Here is a 16,122-nt window from a genome sequence, read left to right as displayed (position 1 = left end):
TTACTTCTATGTCAGGCCTTTGCTGAATCGGGGGCTTCAGCATGGTGCTAAAACACAGCCGTTTGAACGTTGTTCCAGCTTAGTCCGGCAGCAGACCAAGCTGTCTCGCCTCGCTATCCTTCAGGGTGAGCGGATCCATCTCCGGCGGCGGAACGTAGATGTTAGCTTCGCGCGCGGCTTCAACGAATGCCACCCTTGCGACTGCCGCCGCGCACCCGCCTTCCAGACATGTCAGCAAGACGAGCCGCGCCGTTGCCAGCTTCGACCCTTCTGTGATCGGCCACTCTTCCAGAATAAACCGCGCAGCAACGTACGCGGTGCCGATGCCACGCAGCTGTCCAGGCTTGCTGGTTAGGACTGTAACGGGTGAAAAAGCCCGGTGCGCTTCAAAGTCTGTCATTGCCCCCAAAACGACTCCGGCTCCTGCCGTGTTCCGCACGACACAATAGTCAATTTTTATTAGCCGCCCTTGCTTTCGCCTGCTTCATTGCACTTGCTTCTTGTTCGAGTTCTTCCAATTTCGACTCGATCTCTTCAGGTTCTTTCTTCTCTAAACCTACGACATCCGTGTTTGGCTGAGGAAGGCGGAGTATGATTTCGTCGAGCTTGGCCTGGATCGCCGCCGTATCGCGGAATCCCTGGATTAGGACTATGCCCGTAACAACGATGGCTAGAACAGACAGACCAAAGGTAATGACGCTCTCGTCGATGCCCAAAGGCACCAGGATCGAGCAGATGACCATGAACGCGAGTACACCCCAGAAACCGGGAGGTTTACTGAGCCATTCCGCAGTGGCAAACAGCCAATTGTTCAACTCTTCCTCCACCCGCGATGCCGCGAATCTGACCCGGCCGTGCCATTCCCAAAATCAATCCCGCTCCAATTGAGCGCCGCGCCGAGAGGCCCAATCACGCCGTTGGGAAGCAAGGTTCGTTCCATAAGTCCTCACCCTTGTTGGTTTTTCCATTTCGGCCGCCACAACTTGCGGTCCCGAGTTTTGTTCCACCGGCGGCCCTGTGCCAAAGGATTTCAGACCTTTGCCGTTTGTGCATCAGACTTTCGTCCAATCTAAAATCAGCCCAAGTCGCTGCCCTCGTCAGACTGAAGCCCAAGTTCGGAACGGCGCACCGGCGATGACGTTTGCCCTTCAGCTTTGCCGTCCACGTAAAAGGAGCCAAGGGCGACGGACAGCAAAGCTGGACTAAGACGATGTTGTCTTCACACCCGGGACGTCCCCGCCTTGGCTCTGATTGTGGAAAGGAATTGGTTATGTACAAGAAACTAATAGTAGCTGGGGCACTGGTGCTTGGTGGTTTTGCAACCGCTGCCTCTGCGCAGGAAGGCACAGTTAACGGCGCCGCCGGCGGTGCTGTGACCGGCGCAATTGTTGGTGGCCCGGTCGGCGCTGCCGTCGGTGGCGTCGCCGGTGCCGTTGTTGGTACCGTGCTCGCTCCGCCGCCGCGGAGAGTCGTTACATATGTGGAACAGCAACCCATCCCGGAAGATGAAGTCGTCGTCCGCGAGAAAGTCGTGGTTGGCAGACCACTGCCGGAGACGGTCAAGGTAGTGCGTATTCCGGATAATCCCAAATACGCATATGCCGTGGTCAACCACCAACGTGTGATCGTCGATCCTTCAAACAGGACTGTGGTACGCGTCGTTCACTAGCAAAAGGAAGTGGAAGAGCTAAGGGGGCTTCCACTTTCCTCAAAACTGGAGGAAATAATCCGATGAAGAATATCATTTTGAAAAGTGTCCTCGTCCTTGCGCTTGGCGTTGCACCCGGAGCAGGGCTTGCGCAAACCGAAATGCTGAAAAAAAAGCCCGGCCAGCAGACCGAAGGCCAAACGCAGATGCCCGCGGAAACAGGCACGCAGGAACAGGGCGCAACAACCAAGCCGCAGACTGAAGGCCAGGCTGGCGCTACGGTGAAGAAGAGCCAGCAAAAGGAAGGACAGGCGCAAGCTCCGGCCGGCCAGGGCATGGACAAAAGCGCTGGACAAAAGGTTGAGGATTCAACCGGTACCAAGTTGAAGAAGCAAGGCGAGCAGACCACCCAGGACAAGGCACAGGCCCCCGTAGATCAGGGGACGGATGGGGCTGCCACTAAGAAACAGACACAGGAGCAAACGGGCAAGACCAGTATTGAAGATACAGCCAAGACCAGTAAGCCAGCACCGGACGATGATACGGCCAAGACTTCAAACCAGCCGTCTACCGAAACGACCGGTAGCGTCAACGTGACGGCGGAGCAGAAGACGGAGATCAAGCAGGTCATAACCGAAACGAAAGCCGAACCGGTTCGCGACGTGAACTTTGAAGTGAACGTCGGCGTTGCCGTTCCGCGAACCGTCGAACTGCGACCGCTTCCGCCACGGATCGTCAAGCTGGTCCCCAGATATGAAGGCTATCGTTATTTCTTGCTTGCTGACGGCAGGATCATCATCGTCGATCCAGATTCGCTGGAGATCGTGCTGGTCATCGTGTGACAGCGAGCGGCAGCAAAGAGGGTGGCCTCGGGCCACCCTCGGTTATCAATCGCGGGTTAACCGCTCGTCGCGGGTGGCCCCGCAGCTCAGCTGACAGGCTGCCTGGCGCGTGCTGCAATCCTCTCGTAAGCCTCCCGGACCGGGTCGTGCAGCTGAACAAAGCGCGAGATGCTGAGGCTTAGAAGGGCCTTAAGGTGCTCTCGTCCGCCTTCATAACCCACAATCGGCGCGAACGGGGTCATAACAGTACGCGAGTGGGCAGGATATAGGCGCTCATACTCGGCAAAGTTCGTGAAGTTCTCATGGTTACTGCCCCTAAGCAGGAAGGACTCTGCAGGGGCACCCTCTGCCAGAATCACGTCATGGGTGCCGAGCACGATCTGGAGATATTCTATCCTCTGCCGTTCCGCAGGGAGCGCGGGCGCAATCGAGAGCCCGTTGACCAGCTCTTTTACCCGGATGAGAACCCCAGCGATCAAAAGAGCATGGTTGGGAGAGAGATAAAGATCCCTGTGAGGTATTTCATTATCGAGGGCGTGGCGTGAAACTCGAATTGGCATAACGCTATCATTCCAGGACGGGCCGGCCTTCTTGTAAGCCCGGCGTCCAATCCACTTCACGGCAACGGCTTCGCCGCGCAAAGTTTTAACAAGATCACCGATCTTTAGATCCTCAATGCGGGTCTCGCCTTTTGGGGTGCTAATAAATGTGCCACGGAGGAAACAGTTGTGGCCGCCTCCCTTTGGACCGTGGTCACCGTGTTTTTCCTTCGGCTTAGCTTGAGCCGGCAATGCCGAAATCATAGCTGCTGCGCTGCCTATAGCCGCAACGCGAGCACTCGTTGCGACGATGACGCCAAGGAAATGGCGTCTGGCCCGGCTGGGGGCCACGCGATACTGTGGACTTGAAGACATGGTTTCCTCCTTGTAGTTACCGGCACCCTCCCAAGATACGGACTCATCAGCTTACATCGGCTGTCACGTAAAGGAGCCCTCAGGATTTCTACTTGTTGGATACTCAAATCGGCATAGGTCTTACCGCAAAAGAGGCAAGGTCGGAGACTGGCTACTGCTTTAGGAGTAAAAAATCCTGTCCGGCGCATCGAACGACGGACCTGTCAGCACTAGAGATAGGCAAGGGAGATTTCACCTTCAGTCTCCCATAGACTTCGCCGCAGTGGAGAAATTTTTTGTTGTCGGCGCTGGCCACGATCTCATCCTCTTGACACTGGGAAAGGCAATACCCAATTCTTGGTCGCCGGTCGCAAATATGGGCCGGCAGTCAGGGAGCGCCAGCTTCTTGGCGCGCCCCTTGTACCTATGTTGCTCTAAAGGAGGATGTAGCTATGAGAAGCAACGTGGATTTTTCCCCCTTCTACCGGTCGAGCATCGGCTTTGACCGAATTTTTGACCTGCTTGAAAACACCGCTCAGCCGCAAGGCGCCGAAAAGTGGCCGCCCTATGACATCGTTAAGCTCGCCGAAGACAGCTACCGGATCATTATCGCCGTGGCGGGCTTTGCCGAAGACGATCTTTCGCTGACGCATGAGCCGAATATGCTGATAGTCAATGGCGGAAGGTCGAACGGCGAGGAGGTGCAATATCTCCACCACGGCCTGGCTCTTAGGCCCTTCAGCCATCGTTTCGAGCTCGCCGACCATGTGAGCGTGACCGGTGCACAACTGGAGAACGGTTTGCTGGTCATCGACCTCAAAAAGGAAATTCCCGAAGAGATGAAGCCGCGCCGGATTCCCATAGGAACAGGCACGGGAAGGTCGAAGCGGATTGAGGGAAACACGGCAGCCTGACGCAGTTCAATTGTCTGGATGGCCGCCCTGTCGGAGGACGGCCATCGCAGGTGACAGCGAGGCATGGGGAGCGAGCGAGCCGATATGAAATCTACGGCGGCAACCGATTGGTTTGTCGCTCATTTGCGATCGCGGTGAAGGATAGATTCTATTTCGGCGATCCTGTGTCTGATCGCGTCGACCGCCTCCTGATTGCCAAGCTTGTTCAGGGCGAAAATCTCGCTGCTTTCGATCACGGCCAGGTCATCGCGCAAGTTCGACAGTTCCACGCGAAGTGCCTCTAGCGTTGGTTGGTCCTCATCATCCATCATTTGTCTCCCTAGGCTCCAGGCAGACCAACGCACCATGGCTAGCAACTGTTCCTTGTCCTGGAGTGTGGCGATATACCCGGCGTTCTCGTCGCGGAAATTCCCGTGCGAAATCGCGTTGTCGACCTCGGCGCCATGTGTTCGCTGCAATACCAGTCTGTAGCGCTTCTCGAACCGAACGATCCCCACGACTTGCAACCCTGGTGCAATGCAGTAATGCTCAAACAGTCCGGCCGGGGTTTAATCCATATGGGAGGGCAGGCTTTCCCGATGTTTCAGACATGCTTTGTGTCATCTCTGCAGCCAGAAGACCCAAACCAGAAGCGCGCCACCAGCCGCCCATATCGCGATGATGACCGTGGCACCGACGCGACTGATTGGGCGTCCCGCACTTGAAGCAGCCGTTGCCCGAAACTCTGCCATGAGTGGCGGGGGAACCATGCGAACCGCCGCCGCAATGCCGAGTGGGACAAGGACAATGTCGTCGAGATATCCTAAGACCGGAATGAAATCGGGGATCAGGTCAATCGGTGAGAGCGCATAGGCAGCCACGCATCCAGCAGCGAGTTTTGCGTACCATGGCACTCGGGGATCGTGTGCTGCGATCCATAGGGCCATCACATCGCGTTTGATAGTCCGCGCCCAAGCTTTTGCTTTATTCAGAAATGCCGAAAGCGTTCCCATATCGTCCAGTAAGGTATTTCAGGCCTTGCGAAGTATTTGCCCGTCCTTCAGTTCAAACACTCCATCCTGACCACCTTGGCGATCAAAATCGCGCGATAGTTCTGCCCAATAGCCAATGAATTGTCCGCATGACGAGCAATGTATCGGCGTAACACCCCGCACATCGTCGGGGATCTTGAGATAGATCGTGCCGCAAGATTTACAATCCAGTTTATGATCCAAACGTTCCATCGAATGCCCCGTTGCGTCGGCCAATAAGACCCGCCACCATTACATTCTGCGTCGCGAAATTTGTCTAGTAAAACCTTTTGCGCGAACTCTGCTGTCCTGAAGCCACGTTCTGCAGGTTCAAAGCTTGGCCGCAATCATTGGCGGATAGAGCGGAACGATCCCTTGGCTGATGTGTTAGAGGAGCTACGAGCCATGTATCGGCGGGGTGGGATGACCAAAAAGGGACAAATCCGGGCACCCGCCGAGGTGTTCAAGCGTGCTAGCCGACACAAGGATTTTGTGGAGGATATGCAAACTGGTTATAGCATCCCTGAAACTGACAAAAGGTTTCAGGAATTATTGGATCGCTTGGAAAAGGCCGAGAAAGAGCAAAAGACTTAGTCTCGTCCTCTATATCCCTAGGTTCGCCAACTCCTGCTCTTCCAGTGTTGATGTCCAATCGATGGACAAAAATTGCCGAGAGCAGTTGCGCAGGACGGATATGCCCAGCTCGTTGAAAGTACAACCGAATACCGGAACGAAATCCGCAGAGGCCCTGAGCAACTTTGTCGCTGACCCTCGATGCTCCGACGATACCAATCCATTCCAAGCGGTGGCTAGGTCGACACGTTGGCCAAGTTTGTAGCCTGCGCCTTGCTGCCGTTCAGATATCGAACAGTCCAAACGGGACCTGTATAGTGGCAATGGTTTTACGGCATGGGAGGGAACGTAATGGAATTGTTCAACCTTGACGGACACGTAGCCATGGTCACGGGCTCCGGCAGCGGGATTGGCCAAGCCATAGCCATCGGATTGGCCGAGGCTGGAGCGGATGTCGGCTGTTTTGGTCATATCTCCAATGGCGGTTTGAGCGAAACAGCCGAGAGAATCCGCGCTCTTGGCCGCCGGGCCCTGGCGCTGGAAGGGTCCGTGACCAATACACGCGATCTGGCAGGAGCGGTCGACCTAATTGAGAGCCAGCTCGGCAATTTAACGATAGCCGTCAACAATGCGGGTGTCGGTGCAGGAGGCGATGCCGAGACGCTCCCATTGGAGCACTGGCAAAGGGTCTACGATATTAATGTGACGGGGGTTTTTCTGTCCTGCCAGGCGCAAGCACGTGTCATGCTTCCCCGCAAGAACGGTTCCATTGTCAACATCGCCTCCATGTCCGGATCTATTGTCAATCGGGACTTGAAGCAGGCCGACTACAATTCATCGAAGGCGGCGGTGATTCACTTGTCGAGAAGCTTGGCCATGGAATGGGTCGACCGCGGCATTCGTGTCAATTCGATCAGTCCGGGCTATACGTTGACGCCGATGAACCGCCGTCCTGAGGTCGCTGATAGGGTCAAAGTGTTCGAACGAGACACACCAATGGGCCGCTTGGCAGCATCCGAAGAAATGGTTGGTCCCGCGATATTCCTATTAAGCCGTGCATCGTCATTTGTTACTGGTGTCGATCTCGTCGTGGACGGAGGCTTCACGTGTTGGTAGCCATCGAAATAGGGACGGTCAGAACTTGCTTCCTCCACTATCGCGCAGGAACGCACGCAACTCCCTGGCTGGCAACGCCGGAATTTTCGACTGCGTGCTTGGTTCCATGCACGCAGAAAAATAAACTTCGGGCTCATGGACCATTAAACGGGAACATTGGGTGCAGCGGCGGGTTGTCACTCCACTGATCGATCATCGATCACATAAGGAGGCACCATGAAACGTATAGCACTCGCGCTCGGCGCTCTCTCGATTCTGTCTGCGGCCCACGCCCAGGAGGCAACAAAACCTGCAACTGATACGCAGACGCCCGCAGTCGCAACACCAGATACCAAAAACCCCGCGGCCCCAGTTGCAGGGGCCAACAGTTTCACCGAAGGCCAGGCCAAGGAACGCATCGAAGCCAAGGGTTATTCCGGTGTCGGTGCTTTAACCAAGGGTGAAGATGGCATCTGGACGGGTACAGCGATGAAAGACGGCAAATCGGTCCAGGTAAAACTCGATTTCCAAGGCAACATTGTCGAAGCCGCCAAATAAACTTTCCAACAAGCAATAATCAGGAGGAACTATGCAAACTGTGACAGGACTATATGACAATCACGAAGATGCCAAAGCTGTTGTCAGCGCGCTTGAGGACGCAGGGATTTCCTCGTCCAATATCAGCATCGTTAGCCGTGGAAAAATTGATGAATCCAACGCAGGTGAGGGTGCAGCAACAGGAGCTGGCGTCGGTGCCGTCGTCGGCGGCGCAGGCGGGCTGCTAGCGGGCCTTGGTATGTTGGCGATCCCAGGTGTTGGCCCGGTCGTAGCCGCGGGCTGGCTTGTTGCGACAGCGACAGGTGCAGTTGCAGGCGCGGTCGCGGGGGGCGCTGCAGGAGGCATCATTGGCTCGATGACGAGTGCCGGCGTGGACGAAAACGACGCTCACGTTTATGCAGAGGGTGTCCGTAGAGGTAGCACCTTGGTTTCAGCCCGGGTCGAGGATGATCAGGTCGATCTTGCCCGTTCGATTATCGATGACAATTCGCCCGTCGACCTTAATACACGACGCGCCATGTATCGCGAAGAAGGTTGGCAGGGCTTTGACGAAAACAGCGCTGACTTCACCGAAGAAGAACTGGTGCGCGAGCGTGAGCGAGCCCGTGACTATCGTCCGATGGCATGAAGGTGCTGACGGAAAAAAACTGAAGCGATTATCAAGGAAGTTCGAATTTTGAAGCCGAGTGGCAGGGTATCTGCGGCTTGGCTTCTTTTCCGCTAGCTCACAAAGGGATCGTGCCCATTTCTCCGACGTCATAAAGCATGCGCAACTGACTTTTGCCTCTGCCTGCGTGGCAGCGCGGCGGATGGGTCCGTCGCCATTCTTGCCGTAGTTGTCAGCGCCAGAACTCGTCCAGATAGTCGACGACCTCGCCGTCAGATCCTGCCAGCTGGCTAAGCATCATCTGGTCAGTCCAAAAGAGGATGGCCTTTCGTATCTCCTGATCCTGCCAACCGGCTTCCCTGGCCTTCTCGTGCACCCGGATATAGGTGAGGTGGTTGAAAGGCAGGGCAATCTGGTCCTTGAACATCTCCTCGATGGCGTCCGCACATTCAGCGCCGCGACGAAGATAGGGGCCTTCCTCCTTGGGCGGCTTTATTTCGTAATGGGTATCATATGGAACATAAGACTCCTTGCGTTCTCTCATGGCGTCACCTCATTGTTAGGACTTCGTTATCCACGCCTGTTCCATGGCCTCTTCCGCGATCATGTGACGCGAGCCAATGCACTCGATGCGTGGCCTGCCGCCGAGTTTACTCAGGCGAAACTCTCCGATGAAGCTAAACTGTCCCGCGTGCTTGAAGTTCCCCGCGGCCCAGGCACCTCTGGAGAGGCAGGGCCTCAACCTGCGATCATTTCGAAGATCCAGTATTGGGTGAAGGTTGCATTCTGCACGTAATGTCGCTGCCTGCTGCCGAGCGGCGCAACCAGGTCGGCGGACTCTCGAGAGGCCGTGCGAACTCACCACTTCCCGCATCGTTACAGTTACGTACTTGTTAATTGCCTACCGTAGGATTCCACTGGTCGAAATTAAAATACTCGCGATCAAAAACGGTACCGTTGCCCACAAGCTCGGGTGGCGTTGGTTATTGGTCCTGATGTTGGGAAGAATGCTGTCGGCGGTTGGATTCTTGTGACCCACCTCCATTTTGGAGATTTTTCATACGTTGAATGCATCGTCCCGTTTTTTCATTGGAAGTAGAACACAGGAGGAGATCATGCATTTATTAGTTCGAACTGCCTTGGCAGTTGCTGTCCTTACCGTTCCATGTGAAGCCCAGGAAATGTTCAAGAAATACGGCAAGGCGGCCGGTTGGGACATATTTATCAATGAGAAGATGGGCCCTGGCTGCCTTATCGCTCGGCAAAACCCCGACGATGGCGCTCAGGTGGAGATCGGTATCGACGCAACCGCAGATCTGCGCGGCTATCTGGCGCTTTACTCCAAGAAACCCAAAAAGATTACCGCAGGTGAACAGCTCTCGGTAGTATTCGATGTCGATGGTGAGCAATTCACGGGCGTGGCTACTGGTCAGGAGATTGAGGGGTTCGACGGTGCATCCGTCCCCTTCAATGATCTCGATTTTATCTATGGTCTTGCCAAGAAGAAAAAGCTGACAATCACCGCGAAAGGGCGTGACACCTTAGTGGTTGACCTTACCGGTACCGACGCTGCGTTCAAGGCATTGCGCGCTTGCCAAGCCGCTCAGAAGAAGTAGCGGCGTCCGTCTGAAGGGAGGGCGGGTCACCGGAGCTTAACCTGGGTGGCGTTCGCAGCGGCTTCGGCCGTTGCTCTCAGTTTGCCCAGTTCGACCTCAGAATGACGCTGCACATGTCGATCCGCTGAAACGAAGGATCCTTGAAGGCTAGAACGTCGTCGTTGAAGGTGCCGAACGTACTGTCGGGCCGGTGTTTCATGCCTTCGTAAAAAGCATCGATGATCCCGTGTTTGAAGTCGGTTTCACGAGGGAAGGCGGCGACGACGGCCTCCCGCTCCCCATCGTTAAACGCGTCGTAGCCGCGGCCAGCAACGTCCATACCGGCTCCCGCCTGCACCAAGGCGATCTCCGGGCGCATGAATTCCGGTATGCCGGGTGTTGTGTGAAGAGCAACCGCATTCCAAACCGTCTCCACATCGCTTTCGGCAATGCCATGAGCTCTCAGGAACTCTTGCGCGGCATTGGCACCATCCACTTCAAAGCGAAGCTGGCTGTTTCGGTACCGCGCGGTGAGGCCGATGTCGTGGAACATGGCCGCCGTATACAGCAGTTCAGGGTCAAAGGTCAGCCCGGTCCGATGACCTGTCATGGCTCCCCAGAAATAGACCCGCACCGAGTGATGGAAAAGCAGATCGCTCTCCGTGTCCCGAATGAACTCAGTTACATTGCGTGCCAGCCTGCTGTCAGGGATTTTCACCCCAGAGATATCATCGGCAATCATTGTCGGGTACTCCGTATTCGCTGAAATGTTCGTTGGAACGGCCGTTTTCAATTTTCCAGAACCGCCTGGGGCGTATTCCGGAAGCTGATAGCCATCCGATTGTAACCGTTCATCAGGCTGATCGCGATCGTCAGATCGACGAGTTGCTTTTCGCCGAAGACCTGCAGTGCGGCTTCGTAGGCGCTGTCTGGGACGCTGGTCTCAGCCACAAGCGTCACGCTCTCGGCCCAGGCGAATGCTGCCCGCTCGGCCTCGCTGAATAGAGTGCCGCCTTCCTTCCACGCCTGCACCAGTGCAAGCTTCTCGATCTTCACGCCCCGCTTGACAAGCTCGCGGGTGTGCATGTCGAGGCAGTAGGCGCAGTTGTTGATCTGCGACACACGCAGATACACGAGGTCTACAAGCTCTCCGGGCAGACCGCTTTGCATGACATAGCCATAGACGCCCCCAAGTGCCTTGGCGCCGTTGGGAGCGATTTGATTGTAATCCAGCCTGTTGGTCATTCTTCAGTTCCTTCTACTATTTGACAGGGGTAGTGAGCTTCTTTTCGTCGGAATCGACGACAAAGACGGCAAGCAGCTTCGCCGGATTGGTCTTGCTGGCGTTGCGGCTGATGGAATGGGTGGCACCTGGCGGTTCGGACCAGCTCTCGCCCGCCTTGTAGAGGCGGGCTTCGTCGTCGTTTACCTTCGACTCGATCTCGCCCGAAAGGACATAAGCGTAGATGAAGGCCGAGTTGGCGTGCATGTGCGGCAGGGAAGCGGCGCCGGGCGCATAATCGACTTCTACGACGCGGATTGACTTGCCTGGGATGTTGGCAATGGCCTGTTCGAACCGAGCCGTCACTGTTTCGGTTGTGGCGTCATGCGCCGGGGCAGGACCGGCGAAGACTGAGGCAAGCACGGCCATGCCAGCAGGGGCAATTATACGGTTGTTCATGGTGTTTCTCCTTCTGAGACGCACCAAAGATGTGGATTTTTTGAGCCAGAAAAAAGAACCAAGAGTGCGAAGAAATCATGTACCATGGCCGTATGATCAAGCCGCTGAAGCTGAATGTCGATCGATTGGCCAAGGCTTCCTTGTCGGAGCAGATTCGAAGGGGTGTTGCCAAAGCCATTGAAGATGGGGTGCTGGAGCCCGGCGTACGCCTGCCATCGTGGCAGGATCTTGCAGTTCAACTCGGAGTCGCACGCGGAACGGTGCGCACCGCCTATGAGAAGCTCGCCGCCGCCCAGTTGATCGAGGCCTCGCGTGCCAAGGGCACACGCGTCACTCAACGCCCCCGCGCCGTCACGAAGAACGAGCCGCAGCCGGATGCAGGCTCGTTCCTGGAAACCTATCTGGAGATGACTCAAGGACCCGCGTTCTTCCAGATGGGTGTGCCGGCAGTCGAGACTTTCCCGGCCACATTGTTCTCGCGCATCCGGGCGCAGGCCGTCCGTGCCGAGGCGAGTGCTCCTCCTTGCTATCCCGACCCCCGCGGCGAGCTTGAGCTGAGGCGGGAAATCGCAGCCTATTTGGCCGTGGCCCGCGGCATCAATTGCTCACCATCGCAGGTTATCATCACTGGCGGGTTCGGCGCCGGGCTCGGTCTGACGCTCAATGTTCTCGGCCTGGGCGGGCATGCCGCGTGGTTTGAGAACCCAGGCTTTCCATGGACAAGGAAGGGACTTGAGCTGGCAGGTCTTTCGCTTGTCCCAATCCCTGTTGATAGGGATGGGATCGATATCGATCATGGGCTGCGCCAGAATCCGGAGGCGAAGCTTGTCGTCGTGACCCCAGGTCAGCAGGCGCCGCTCGGTCCGACCTTGTCGCTTGAGCGGCGCGTTCGTCTGCTCGAATGGGCGGCCGCGAGCCGGGCCTGGGTGATCGAGGATGATTATTTGAGCGAGTTGCAACTCGCGGGAAGAGCCGCTCCGGGGCTCGCCTCCCTTGACAGGGACGGGCGCGTCATTCACATCGGCTCGTTCAGCAAAACGATTAGCCCGACAATTCGACTGGGCTTCGTGGTCGCCCCTGTCGGGTTGATCTCCCGGTTCGCCGACGTGGCAGCATGTCTCGCGCCGCCGCCTGGACCCGCGGTGCAAATTGCGACCGCTGAGTTTATGCATGAGGGACACTACATGCGCCACCTGCGGCGTACCAAACGCGCCTATGCGGCCAAGCGGCAGGCGATTCTGGATATACTCCATGCCTCGGTCGGAGCGGATCGTGTTGCGGCTCCCGGTTTGGCCGTGCTGCTCAAATTGCCCGATGGGACACCCGATGTGGCCATCGCACGCCAAGTCCTGACGTTCGGCATGTTTCCCGCGCCGCTTTCGCCTTGGTATGCGTCGCCTGACAATGCCGAATCTGGGCTTCTGCTCGGTGTCGCCACGGCGCCAATGAAGCATCTTGCACGATCCTGTGACCAGCTCCTGGAAACGATCGAGCGCTTCAAGTAACCAGCGTTGGCTTTGGATCGCAAAGTGACCGCACCTTTGCGAGACAAAGCGCGATATCGGTGTGATACATTCAGGCCCTCTATCGGTGCAGCTCGGCAAATCGAGCTGCACGTAACATCAATAGTAGGGAGAAACGCACACCTGTCGTGGGCCGTAGTACGGCTGGAATGTGTTGTCATAAGCACTGTAGGAACGGTAACGGGCATAGCACCAGCGTATATGCGCGCTACCTCCATAATAAGTTTGGCGGTAGTATCGGGGAGCGTAGTACCGCGGACGGTAGTATGTACCGCCATAGTAGCCTCGGCCGTAGTAGCCTCCATCATAGTAGCCCGGGCCATAATAGCCCGGCTGCGTCAGCAGTCCGCCGATGATCGTGCCGGCGGCGAGCCCACCGAGCGCCCAAGCCCAATTGTCACCACCGTTGTGGTGGTAGCCGTGGCGATAGCCGCGGTAGTAGCCGCCGCGATAACCACCATAGTAACCGCCATAGTGTCGCCTATACTGGATAAATTGTGCCTGCGGCGCTTCGATCCCCGGTGCGACAATCGCTGGAAACGCTATGGCAGGCGGAATATTCGTCAACGCCGTTGCCATCGACAAGGTAAAGATTGTAAGCCTCTTCATGGCTTCACCTTTCTGCCCGCCCGCGGCACCAATTATAGCGCAAAAGTGACGGCATAGCACTGCTTTTTCGTGATTATCGCCGACCAGGACGGACCGCCTCGAAGCTGGACAGAGCGCGCTGCCCGCACAAAACGCTGGCTCAAAGATGAGGATGGGTGGCGTCGATATCCTAGAGCATAAAATCCGCCGACCCTTCCTGCTGCATCTAAGATGACTCCTTCCTGCGCGAGCGAAGCTAAGGCGATGCGGGGCGATCAGTCTCGATGCGAGTCAACACGCCAAGTCCAAACTCGTTCAGGTCGTCAATCGTGACCTTGGCCGCCTTCTGATCCGACCCTATTTCGAACGTGACCGCAACGGGCATGGTCGGCATCTCCGCGGATGGCCGGTAGGTGTAGAGGTCGCGATCAAAATGGCTGAGCGGGAAAACCGACTTGCCTTTTGGTCCTAGGTGAATTTCGAGCGTGCCATCTTTTTCGGCTACTACTGCCTTGCCAATATAGGGATTGAAGTAGGTGCCGGCGTAGGCAGACAGCGGCAGCGCTGGCAGCGGGGAGGCGGGCGGTGTCCCGTAACGCTTGATCGCGGACTCGATTGCCGGGCCAAAGAGTTGCCCGTAGATGTTGTTCCATTGGATAACCCAGTCCTGCGTCGTCTTTCCGGTCATCACGAGCTCGAAGAACGTGTCGGCAAGACCTTCGGGCACGCCGGTCGGAAAGGCGTTGGTGAGGACGACGATGCCGAGCTCTTCTGCCGGAAGCAGACTGACCAGTGTTCGAGCGCCGGTGCTGAACGCGCCGGCATGGCTCCAACTCTCGCCATACCGGCCATACTCCACATTCCAGCCGAGGCCGTAGAACGACCATCCGCCGGTCACCGGGTTCTTGCCGCGCGCCATGAGCGGCAGATGGGTCTGGCCAATCGCGTCTCCGTCGATGAGCCGCTTGCCATTGTAGTTGCCATTGCCGAGTTGAAGCCGCATCCATTGAGCAAGGTCCCGCGCATCGGAACTGACGCCGCCTGCAGGGGACTGCGGGTCGGGGTCGCGTTTGGCCAGGGCGCGCCATTTGCCGTCGAGCGGAACGTGGAGCGCGGCGCGGTTTGTCCGCGTCAGGAAATCGGCATAGCGCGAGCTGGTTGATGACATTCCCAGCGGTTTGTAGAGCTTCGCATCCGCCGCATTCTCCCAGCTCATGCCTGCCGCTTTTGCTACGGCGACCGCACCCGCGGTAAGGCCGAAATTACTGTAGGAATACTCTGACCGAAAACTACTCGACGGCTTGACCTGACGGAGCCGCTGAAGAATCGCGTCGCGGTCGTAGCCGATCTCTTCGAGTTCGTTTCCGGCCCCTCCAGGTAGGCCGCTTCGGTGAGAGAAGAGATCGCGCACGGTCACTTGTGCCGTCGGATAGGCGTCGTAAAGCTGAAAGGATGGATCGATGTCGATGATCCGGGAATCCCAACTCGCCGCCCCTTCGCTCACAATCGCCGCCACGACGGTCGAGGCCATCGGCTTGGAGAATGAGGCAAGCTGGAACACCGTGTCGGCGTCGACCAGATCACGCTTGCCTTCCTCCCTGACGCCGAAGCCTTTCAAGTAGACCACCTCATCCTGATAGACGACGGCAATGGAAATACCCGGAACCCCGCCACTGGCGATGACTTGTTGCGCAGCCTCTTCCAACTTTGGCAAAGCTGCCAAGATCTTGTCTTTTGTCGTGTGTTCGAAAGACTGGGCCTGGCTGGCAATTGGTCCAATGCTCGCTAACACTACCCCAATGAGAAGTTCCAGGCACAAGACGCGGATATGCCTGGCATATCCCTTCGCAGCTTCAGTCATCTCCACTCCCCTCGCATGGTGATGGCTTAACGATACACGAACTGGGTGATGCTCGCTCAACTTTCCTTCGCTATGGCGGCCAATATCGACGGGATTAATGTCACCCCCATCACTGTTGTTTTGACGCGTAGGTTTCCAGCATACGATCGACGTCAGAAAGCTGCCGATAGAGTTCGTCTAGCATATCGTCAACGCCATTCATCTTTTCACCTGCGAGGGCAAAGACTTCCTGTGAGGCGCCGCGTACCTTGGGGTCCGAGACCGTCTCCAGAATCAAATCGAGCCCATCGTAGCGATAACGAGCATGAGCAAGCGCATCTTTGATTTCGATGACGTGCCTGCGAAATGGATCAAGGACTTCGCCTAAATCAATCTCCATCCGGGATCTCCATTTTTCGAACGATGAGTTTTGTTACTGCTTTGCCAATGTATTAGCAGATACTGACTGCATACGATAAACTGTTTGCCTTGTGCCAGGACCGACACCCAGAGGTCGCGTCATATAATCCCCCTCTACTCACTTACACCGGGTCCCTTGAGCGTCGGTGGCGCGCAGTGTTACAGTAAAGCGGGGGAAATCAAATATGGATATTGTCAGGTACTGGCTCCAGGGTAACCACGACGGCGGTTGCGGGCCCTGCAACCGCTATTTTGGATCCGGCACCCTGATCATGGCGCATTCGCCCGGGGGAGCCGTGTACCTGTTGGCAAAGCCATCGACAAGCAACTCGATA

At 56.6% G+C, this 16,122-nt stretch carries 22 protein-coding genes; 10 read left to right on the top strand and 12 right to left on the bottom strand.

What is annotated here, in order from left to right; genetic code table 11:
• Window positions 1–79: 79 nt before the first annotated feature.
• Complete coding sequence (locus J2X72_RS24320) at window positions 80–400, bottom strand: DUF982 domain-containing protein (RefSeq protein WP_310076204.1); 321 nt, start codon at window positions 398–400, stop codon at window positions 80–82.
• Window positions 401–449: 49 nt separating this feature from the next.
• Complete coding sequence (locus tag J2X72_RS24315; RefSeq protein WP_210005670.1) at window positions 450–815, bottom strand: low affinity iron permease family protein; 366 nt, start codon at window positions 813–815, stop codon at window positions 450–452.
• A 455-nt stretch (window positions 816–1,270) separates the two neighbouring features.
• On the opposite strand from J2X72_RS24315, the gene J2X72_RS24310 reads away from it, so the two are divergent.
• Window positions 1,271–1,669, top strand: a complete 399-nt coding sequence (locus J2X72_RS24310) for a DUF1236 domain-containing protein (RefSeq protein WP_210005671.1) — start codon at window positions 1,271–1,273, stop codon at window positions 1,667–1,669.
• A 62-nt stretch (window positions 1,670–1,731) separates the two neighbouring features.
• Window positions 1,732–2,490 carry a DUF1236 domain-containing protein gene (locus tag J2X72_RS24305; RefSeq protein WP_310076201.1) on the top strand — a complete coding sequence of 253 codons (759 nt, stop codon included), beginning with the start codon at window positions 1,732–1,734 and terminating at the stop codon, window positions 2,488–2,490.
• An 86-nt stretch (window positions 2,491–2,576) separates the two neighbouring features.
• Here J2X72_RS24305 and J2X72_RS24300 read toward each other — a convergent pair whose 3' ends face one another.
• Window positions 2,577–3,404 carry a Hint domain-containing protein gene (locus tag J2X72_RS24300; protein WP_310076199.1) on the bottom strand — a complete coding sequence of 276 codons (828 nt, stop codon included), beginning with the start codon at window positions 3,402–3,404 and terminating at the stop codon, window positions 2,577–2,579.
• A 431-nt stretch (window positions 3,405–3,835) separates the two neighbouring features.
• Here J2X72_RS24300 and J2X72_RS24295 point away from each other — a divergent pair, with 431 nt between their 5' ends.
• Window positions 3,836–4,297, top strand: a complete 462-nt coding sequence (locus tag J2X72_RS24295) for an Hsp20 family protein (RefSeq protein WP_210005676.1) — start codon at window positions 3,836–3,838, stop codon at window positions 4,295–4,297.
• Window positions 4,298–4,416: 119 nt separating this feature from the next.
• On the opposite strand, the gene J2X72_RS24290 is transcribed toward J2X72_RS24295, so the two are convergent.
• Window positions 4,417–4,794 carry a hypothetical protein gene (locus tag J2X72_RS24290; RefSeq protein WP_310076196.1) on the bottom strand — a complete coding sequence of 126 codons (378 nt, stop codon included), beginning with the start codon at window positions 4,792–4,794 and terminating at the stop codon, window positions 4,417–4,419.
• Window positions 4,795–4,896: 102 nt separating this feature from the next.
• Window positions 4,897–5,223, bottom strand: a complete 327-nt coding sequence (locus J2X72_RS24285) for a YkvA family protein (RefSeq protein ID WP_310076194.1) — start codon at window positions 5,221–5,223, stop codon at window positions 4,897–4,899.
• 459 nt (window positions 5,224–5,682) lie between these two features.
• Here J2X72_RS24285 and J2X72_RS24280 point away from each other — a divergent pair, with 459 nt between their 5' ends.
• The 4 genes from J2X72_RS24280 (at window position 5,683) to J2X72_RS24265 (ending at window position 8,161) form a co-directional block, all read left to right on the top strand.
• Window positions 5,683–5,901 carry a hypothetical protein gene (locus J2X72_RS24280; RefSeq protein ID WP_310076192.1) on the top strand — a complete coding sequence of 73 codons (219 nt, stop codon included), beginning with the start codon at window positions 5,683–5,685 and terminating at the stop codon, window positions 5,899–5,901.
• A 330-nt stretch (window positions 5,902–6,231) separates the two neighbouring features.
• Window positions 6,232–6,996, top strand: a complete 765-nt coding sequence (locus J2X72_RS24275; protein ID WP_310076190.1) for an SDR family oxidoreductase — start codon at window positions 6,232–6,234, stop codon at window positions 6,994–6,996.
• A 216-nt stretch (window positions 6,997–7,212) separates the two neighbouring features.
• On the top strand, window positions 7,213–7,533 hold the full coding sequence (locus J2X72_RS24270; RefSeq protein WP_310076188.1) for a PepSY domain-containing protein: 321 nt from the start codon (window positions 7,213–7,215) through the stop codon (window positions 7,531–7,533).
• A 31-nt stretch (window positions 7,534–7,564) separates the two neighbouring features.
• Window positions 7,565–8,161 carry a hypothetical protein gene (locus J2X72_RS24265; RefSeq protein ID WP_310076187.1) on the top strand — a complete coding sequence of 199 codons (597 nt, stop codon included), beginning with the start codon at window positions 7,565–7,567 and terminating at the stop codon, window positions 8,159–8,161.
• A gap of 211 nt (window positions 8,162–8,372) precedes the next feature.
• Here the strand turns inward: J2X72_RS24265 and J2X72_RS24260 are convergent, their stop codons facing one another.
• The gene (locus J2X72_RS24260) at window positions 8,373–8,684 is read right to left on the bottom strand and encodes a hypothetical protein (RefSeq protein WP_310076185.1); all 312 of its coding nucleotides are present in this window, start codon (window positions 8,682–8,684) and stop codon (window positions 8,373–8,375) included.
• Window positions 8,685–8,696: 12 nt separating this feature from the next.
• On the opposite strand from J2X72_RS24260, the gene J2X72_RS24255 reads away from it, so the two are divergent.
• Complete coding sequence (locus J2X72_RS24255; protein WP_310076184.1) at window positions 8,697–8,936, top strand: hypothetical protein; 240 nt, start codon at window positions 8,697–8,699, stop codon at window positions 8,934–8,936.
• A 319-nt stretch (window positions 8,937–9,255) separates the two neighbouring features.
• Window positions 9,256–9,756 (top strand): hypothetical protein, encoded by a 501-nt coding sequence (locus J2X72_RS24250; protein WP_210005693.1) that lies wholly within the window; start codon window positions 9,256–9,258, stop codon window positions 9,754–9,756.
• Between the two features lie 76 nt (window positions 9,757–9,832).
• Here the strand turns inward: J2X72_RS24250 and J2X72_RS24245 are convergent, their stop codons facing one another.
• Genes J2X72_RS24245 through J2X72_RS24235 form a run of 3 tightly spaced genes read right to left on the bottom strand, consistent with a single transcriptional unit; the run spans window position 9,833 to window position 11,416 of the window.
• A complete protein-coding gene (locus J2X72_RS24245; protein ID WP_310076183.1) occupies window positions 9,833–10,477 on the bottom strand; it encodes an HD domain-containing protein in 645 nt (214 codons plus the stop codon).
• 47 nt (window positions 10,478–10,524) lie between these two features.
• Window positions 10,525–10,980, bottom strand: a complete 456-nt coding sequence (locus J2X72_RS24240) for a carboxymuconolactone decarboxylase family protein (RefSeq protein WP_310076182.1) — start codon at window positions 10,978–10,980, stop codon at window positions 10,525–10,527.
• Window positions 10,981–10,996: 16 nt separating this feature from the next.
• Window positions 10,997–11,416 (bottom strand): cupin domain-containing protein, encoded by a 420-nt coding sequence (locus J2X72_RS24235; protein ID WP_310076181.1) that lies wholly within the window; start codon window positions 11,414–11,416, stop codon window positions 10,997–10,999.
• Window positions 11,417–11,508: 92 nt separating this feature from the next.
• Here J2X72_RS24235 and J2X72_RS24230 point away from each other — a divergent pair, with 92 nt between their 5' ends.
• On the top strand, window positions 11,509–12,921 hold the full coding sequence (locus J2X72_RS24230) for a PLP-dependent aminotransferase family protein (RefSeq protein ID WP_310076230.1): 1,413 nt from the start codon (window positions 11,509–11,511) through the stop codon (window positions 12,919–12,921).
• A gap of 117 nt (window positions 12,922–13,038) precedes the next feature.
• Here J2X72_RS24230 and J2X72_RS24225 read toward each other — a convergent pair whose 3' ends face one another.
• From J2X72_RS24225 to J2X72_RS24215, 3 genes are all read right to left on the bottom strand, one after another.
• Complete coding sequence (locus J2X72_RS24225) at window positions 13,039–13,548, bottom strand: BA14K family protein (protein ID WP_310076180.1); 510 nt, start codon at window positions 13,546–13,548, stop codon at window positions 13,039–13,041.
• A gap of 235 nt (window positions 13,549–13,783) precedes the next feature.
• Window positions 13,784–15,388, bottom strand: coding sequence for a serine hydrolase (locus J2X72_RS24220; protein ID WP_310076178.1), 1,605 nt, complete (start codon window positions 15,386–15,388; stop codon window positions 13,784–13,786).
• Between the two features lie 109 nt (window positions 15,389–15,497).
• Window positions 15,498–15,767 carry a hypothetical protein gene (locus J2X72_RS24215; protein ID WP_310076176.1) on the bottom strand — a complete coding sequence of 90 codons (270 nt, stop codon included), beginning with the start codon at window positions 15,765–15,767 and terminating at the stop codon, window positions 15,498–15,500.
• Between the last annotated feature and the right edge of the window lie 355 nt (window positions 15,768–16,122).

Origin of the sequence: Phyllobacterium sp. 1468, from assembly GCF_031455525.1 — a bacterium.
Taxonomy (GTDB): Bacteria; Pseudomonadota; Alphaproteobacteria; order Rhizobiales; family Rhizobiaceae; genus Phyllobacterium.
Note: the sequence above shows the minus strand (reverse complement) of the source record. Positions and strands in the feature narration are given on the sequence as shown.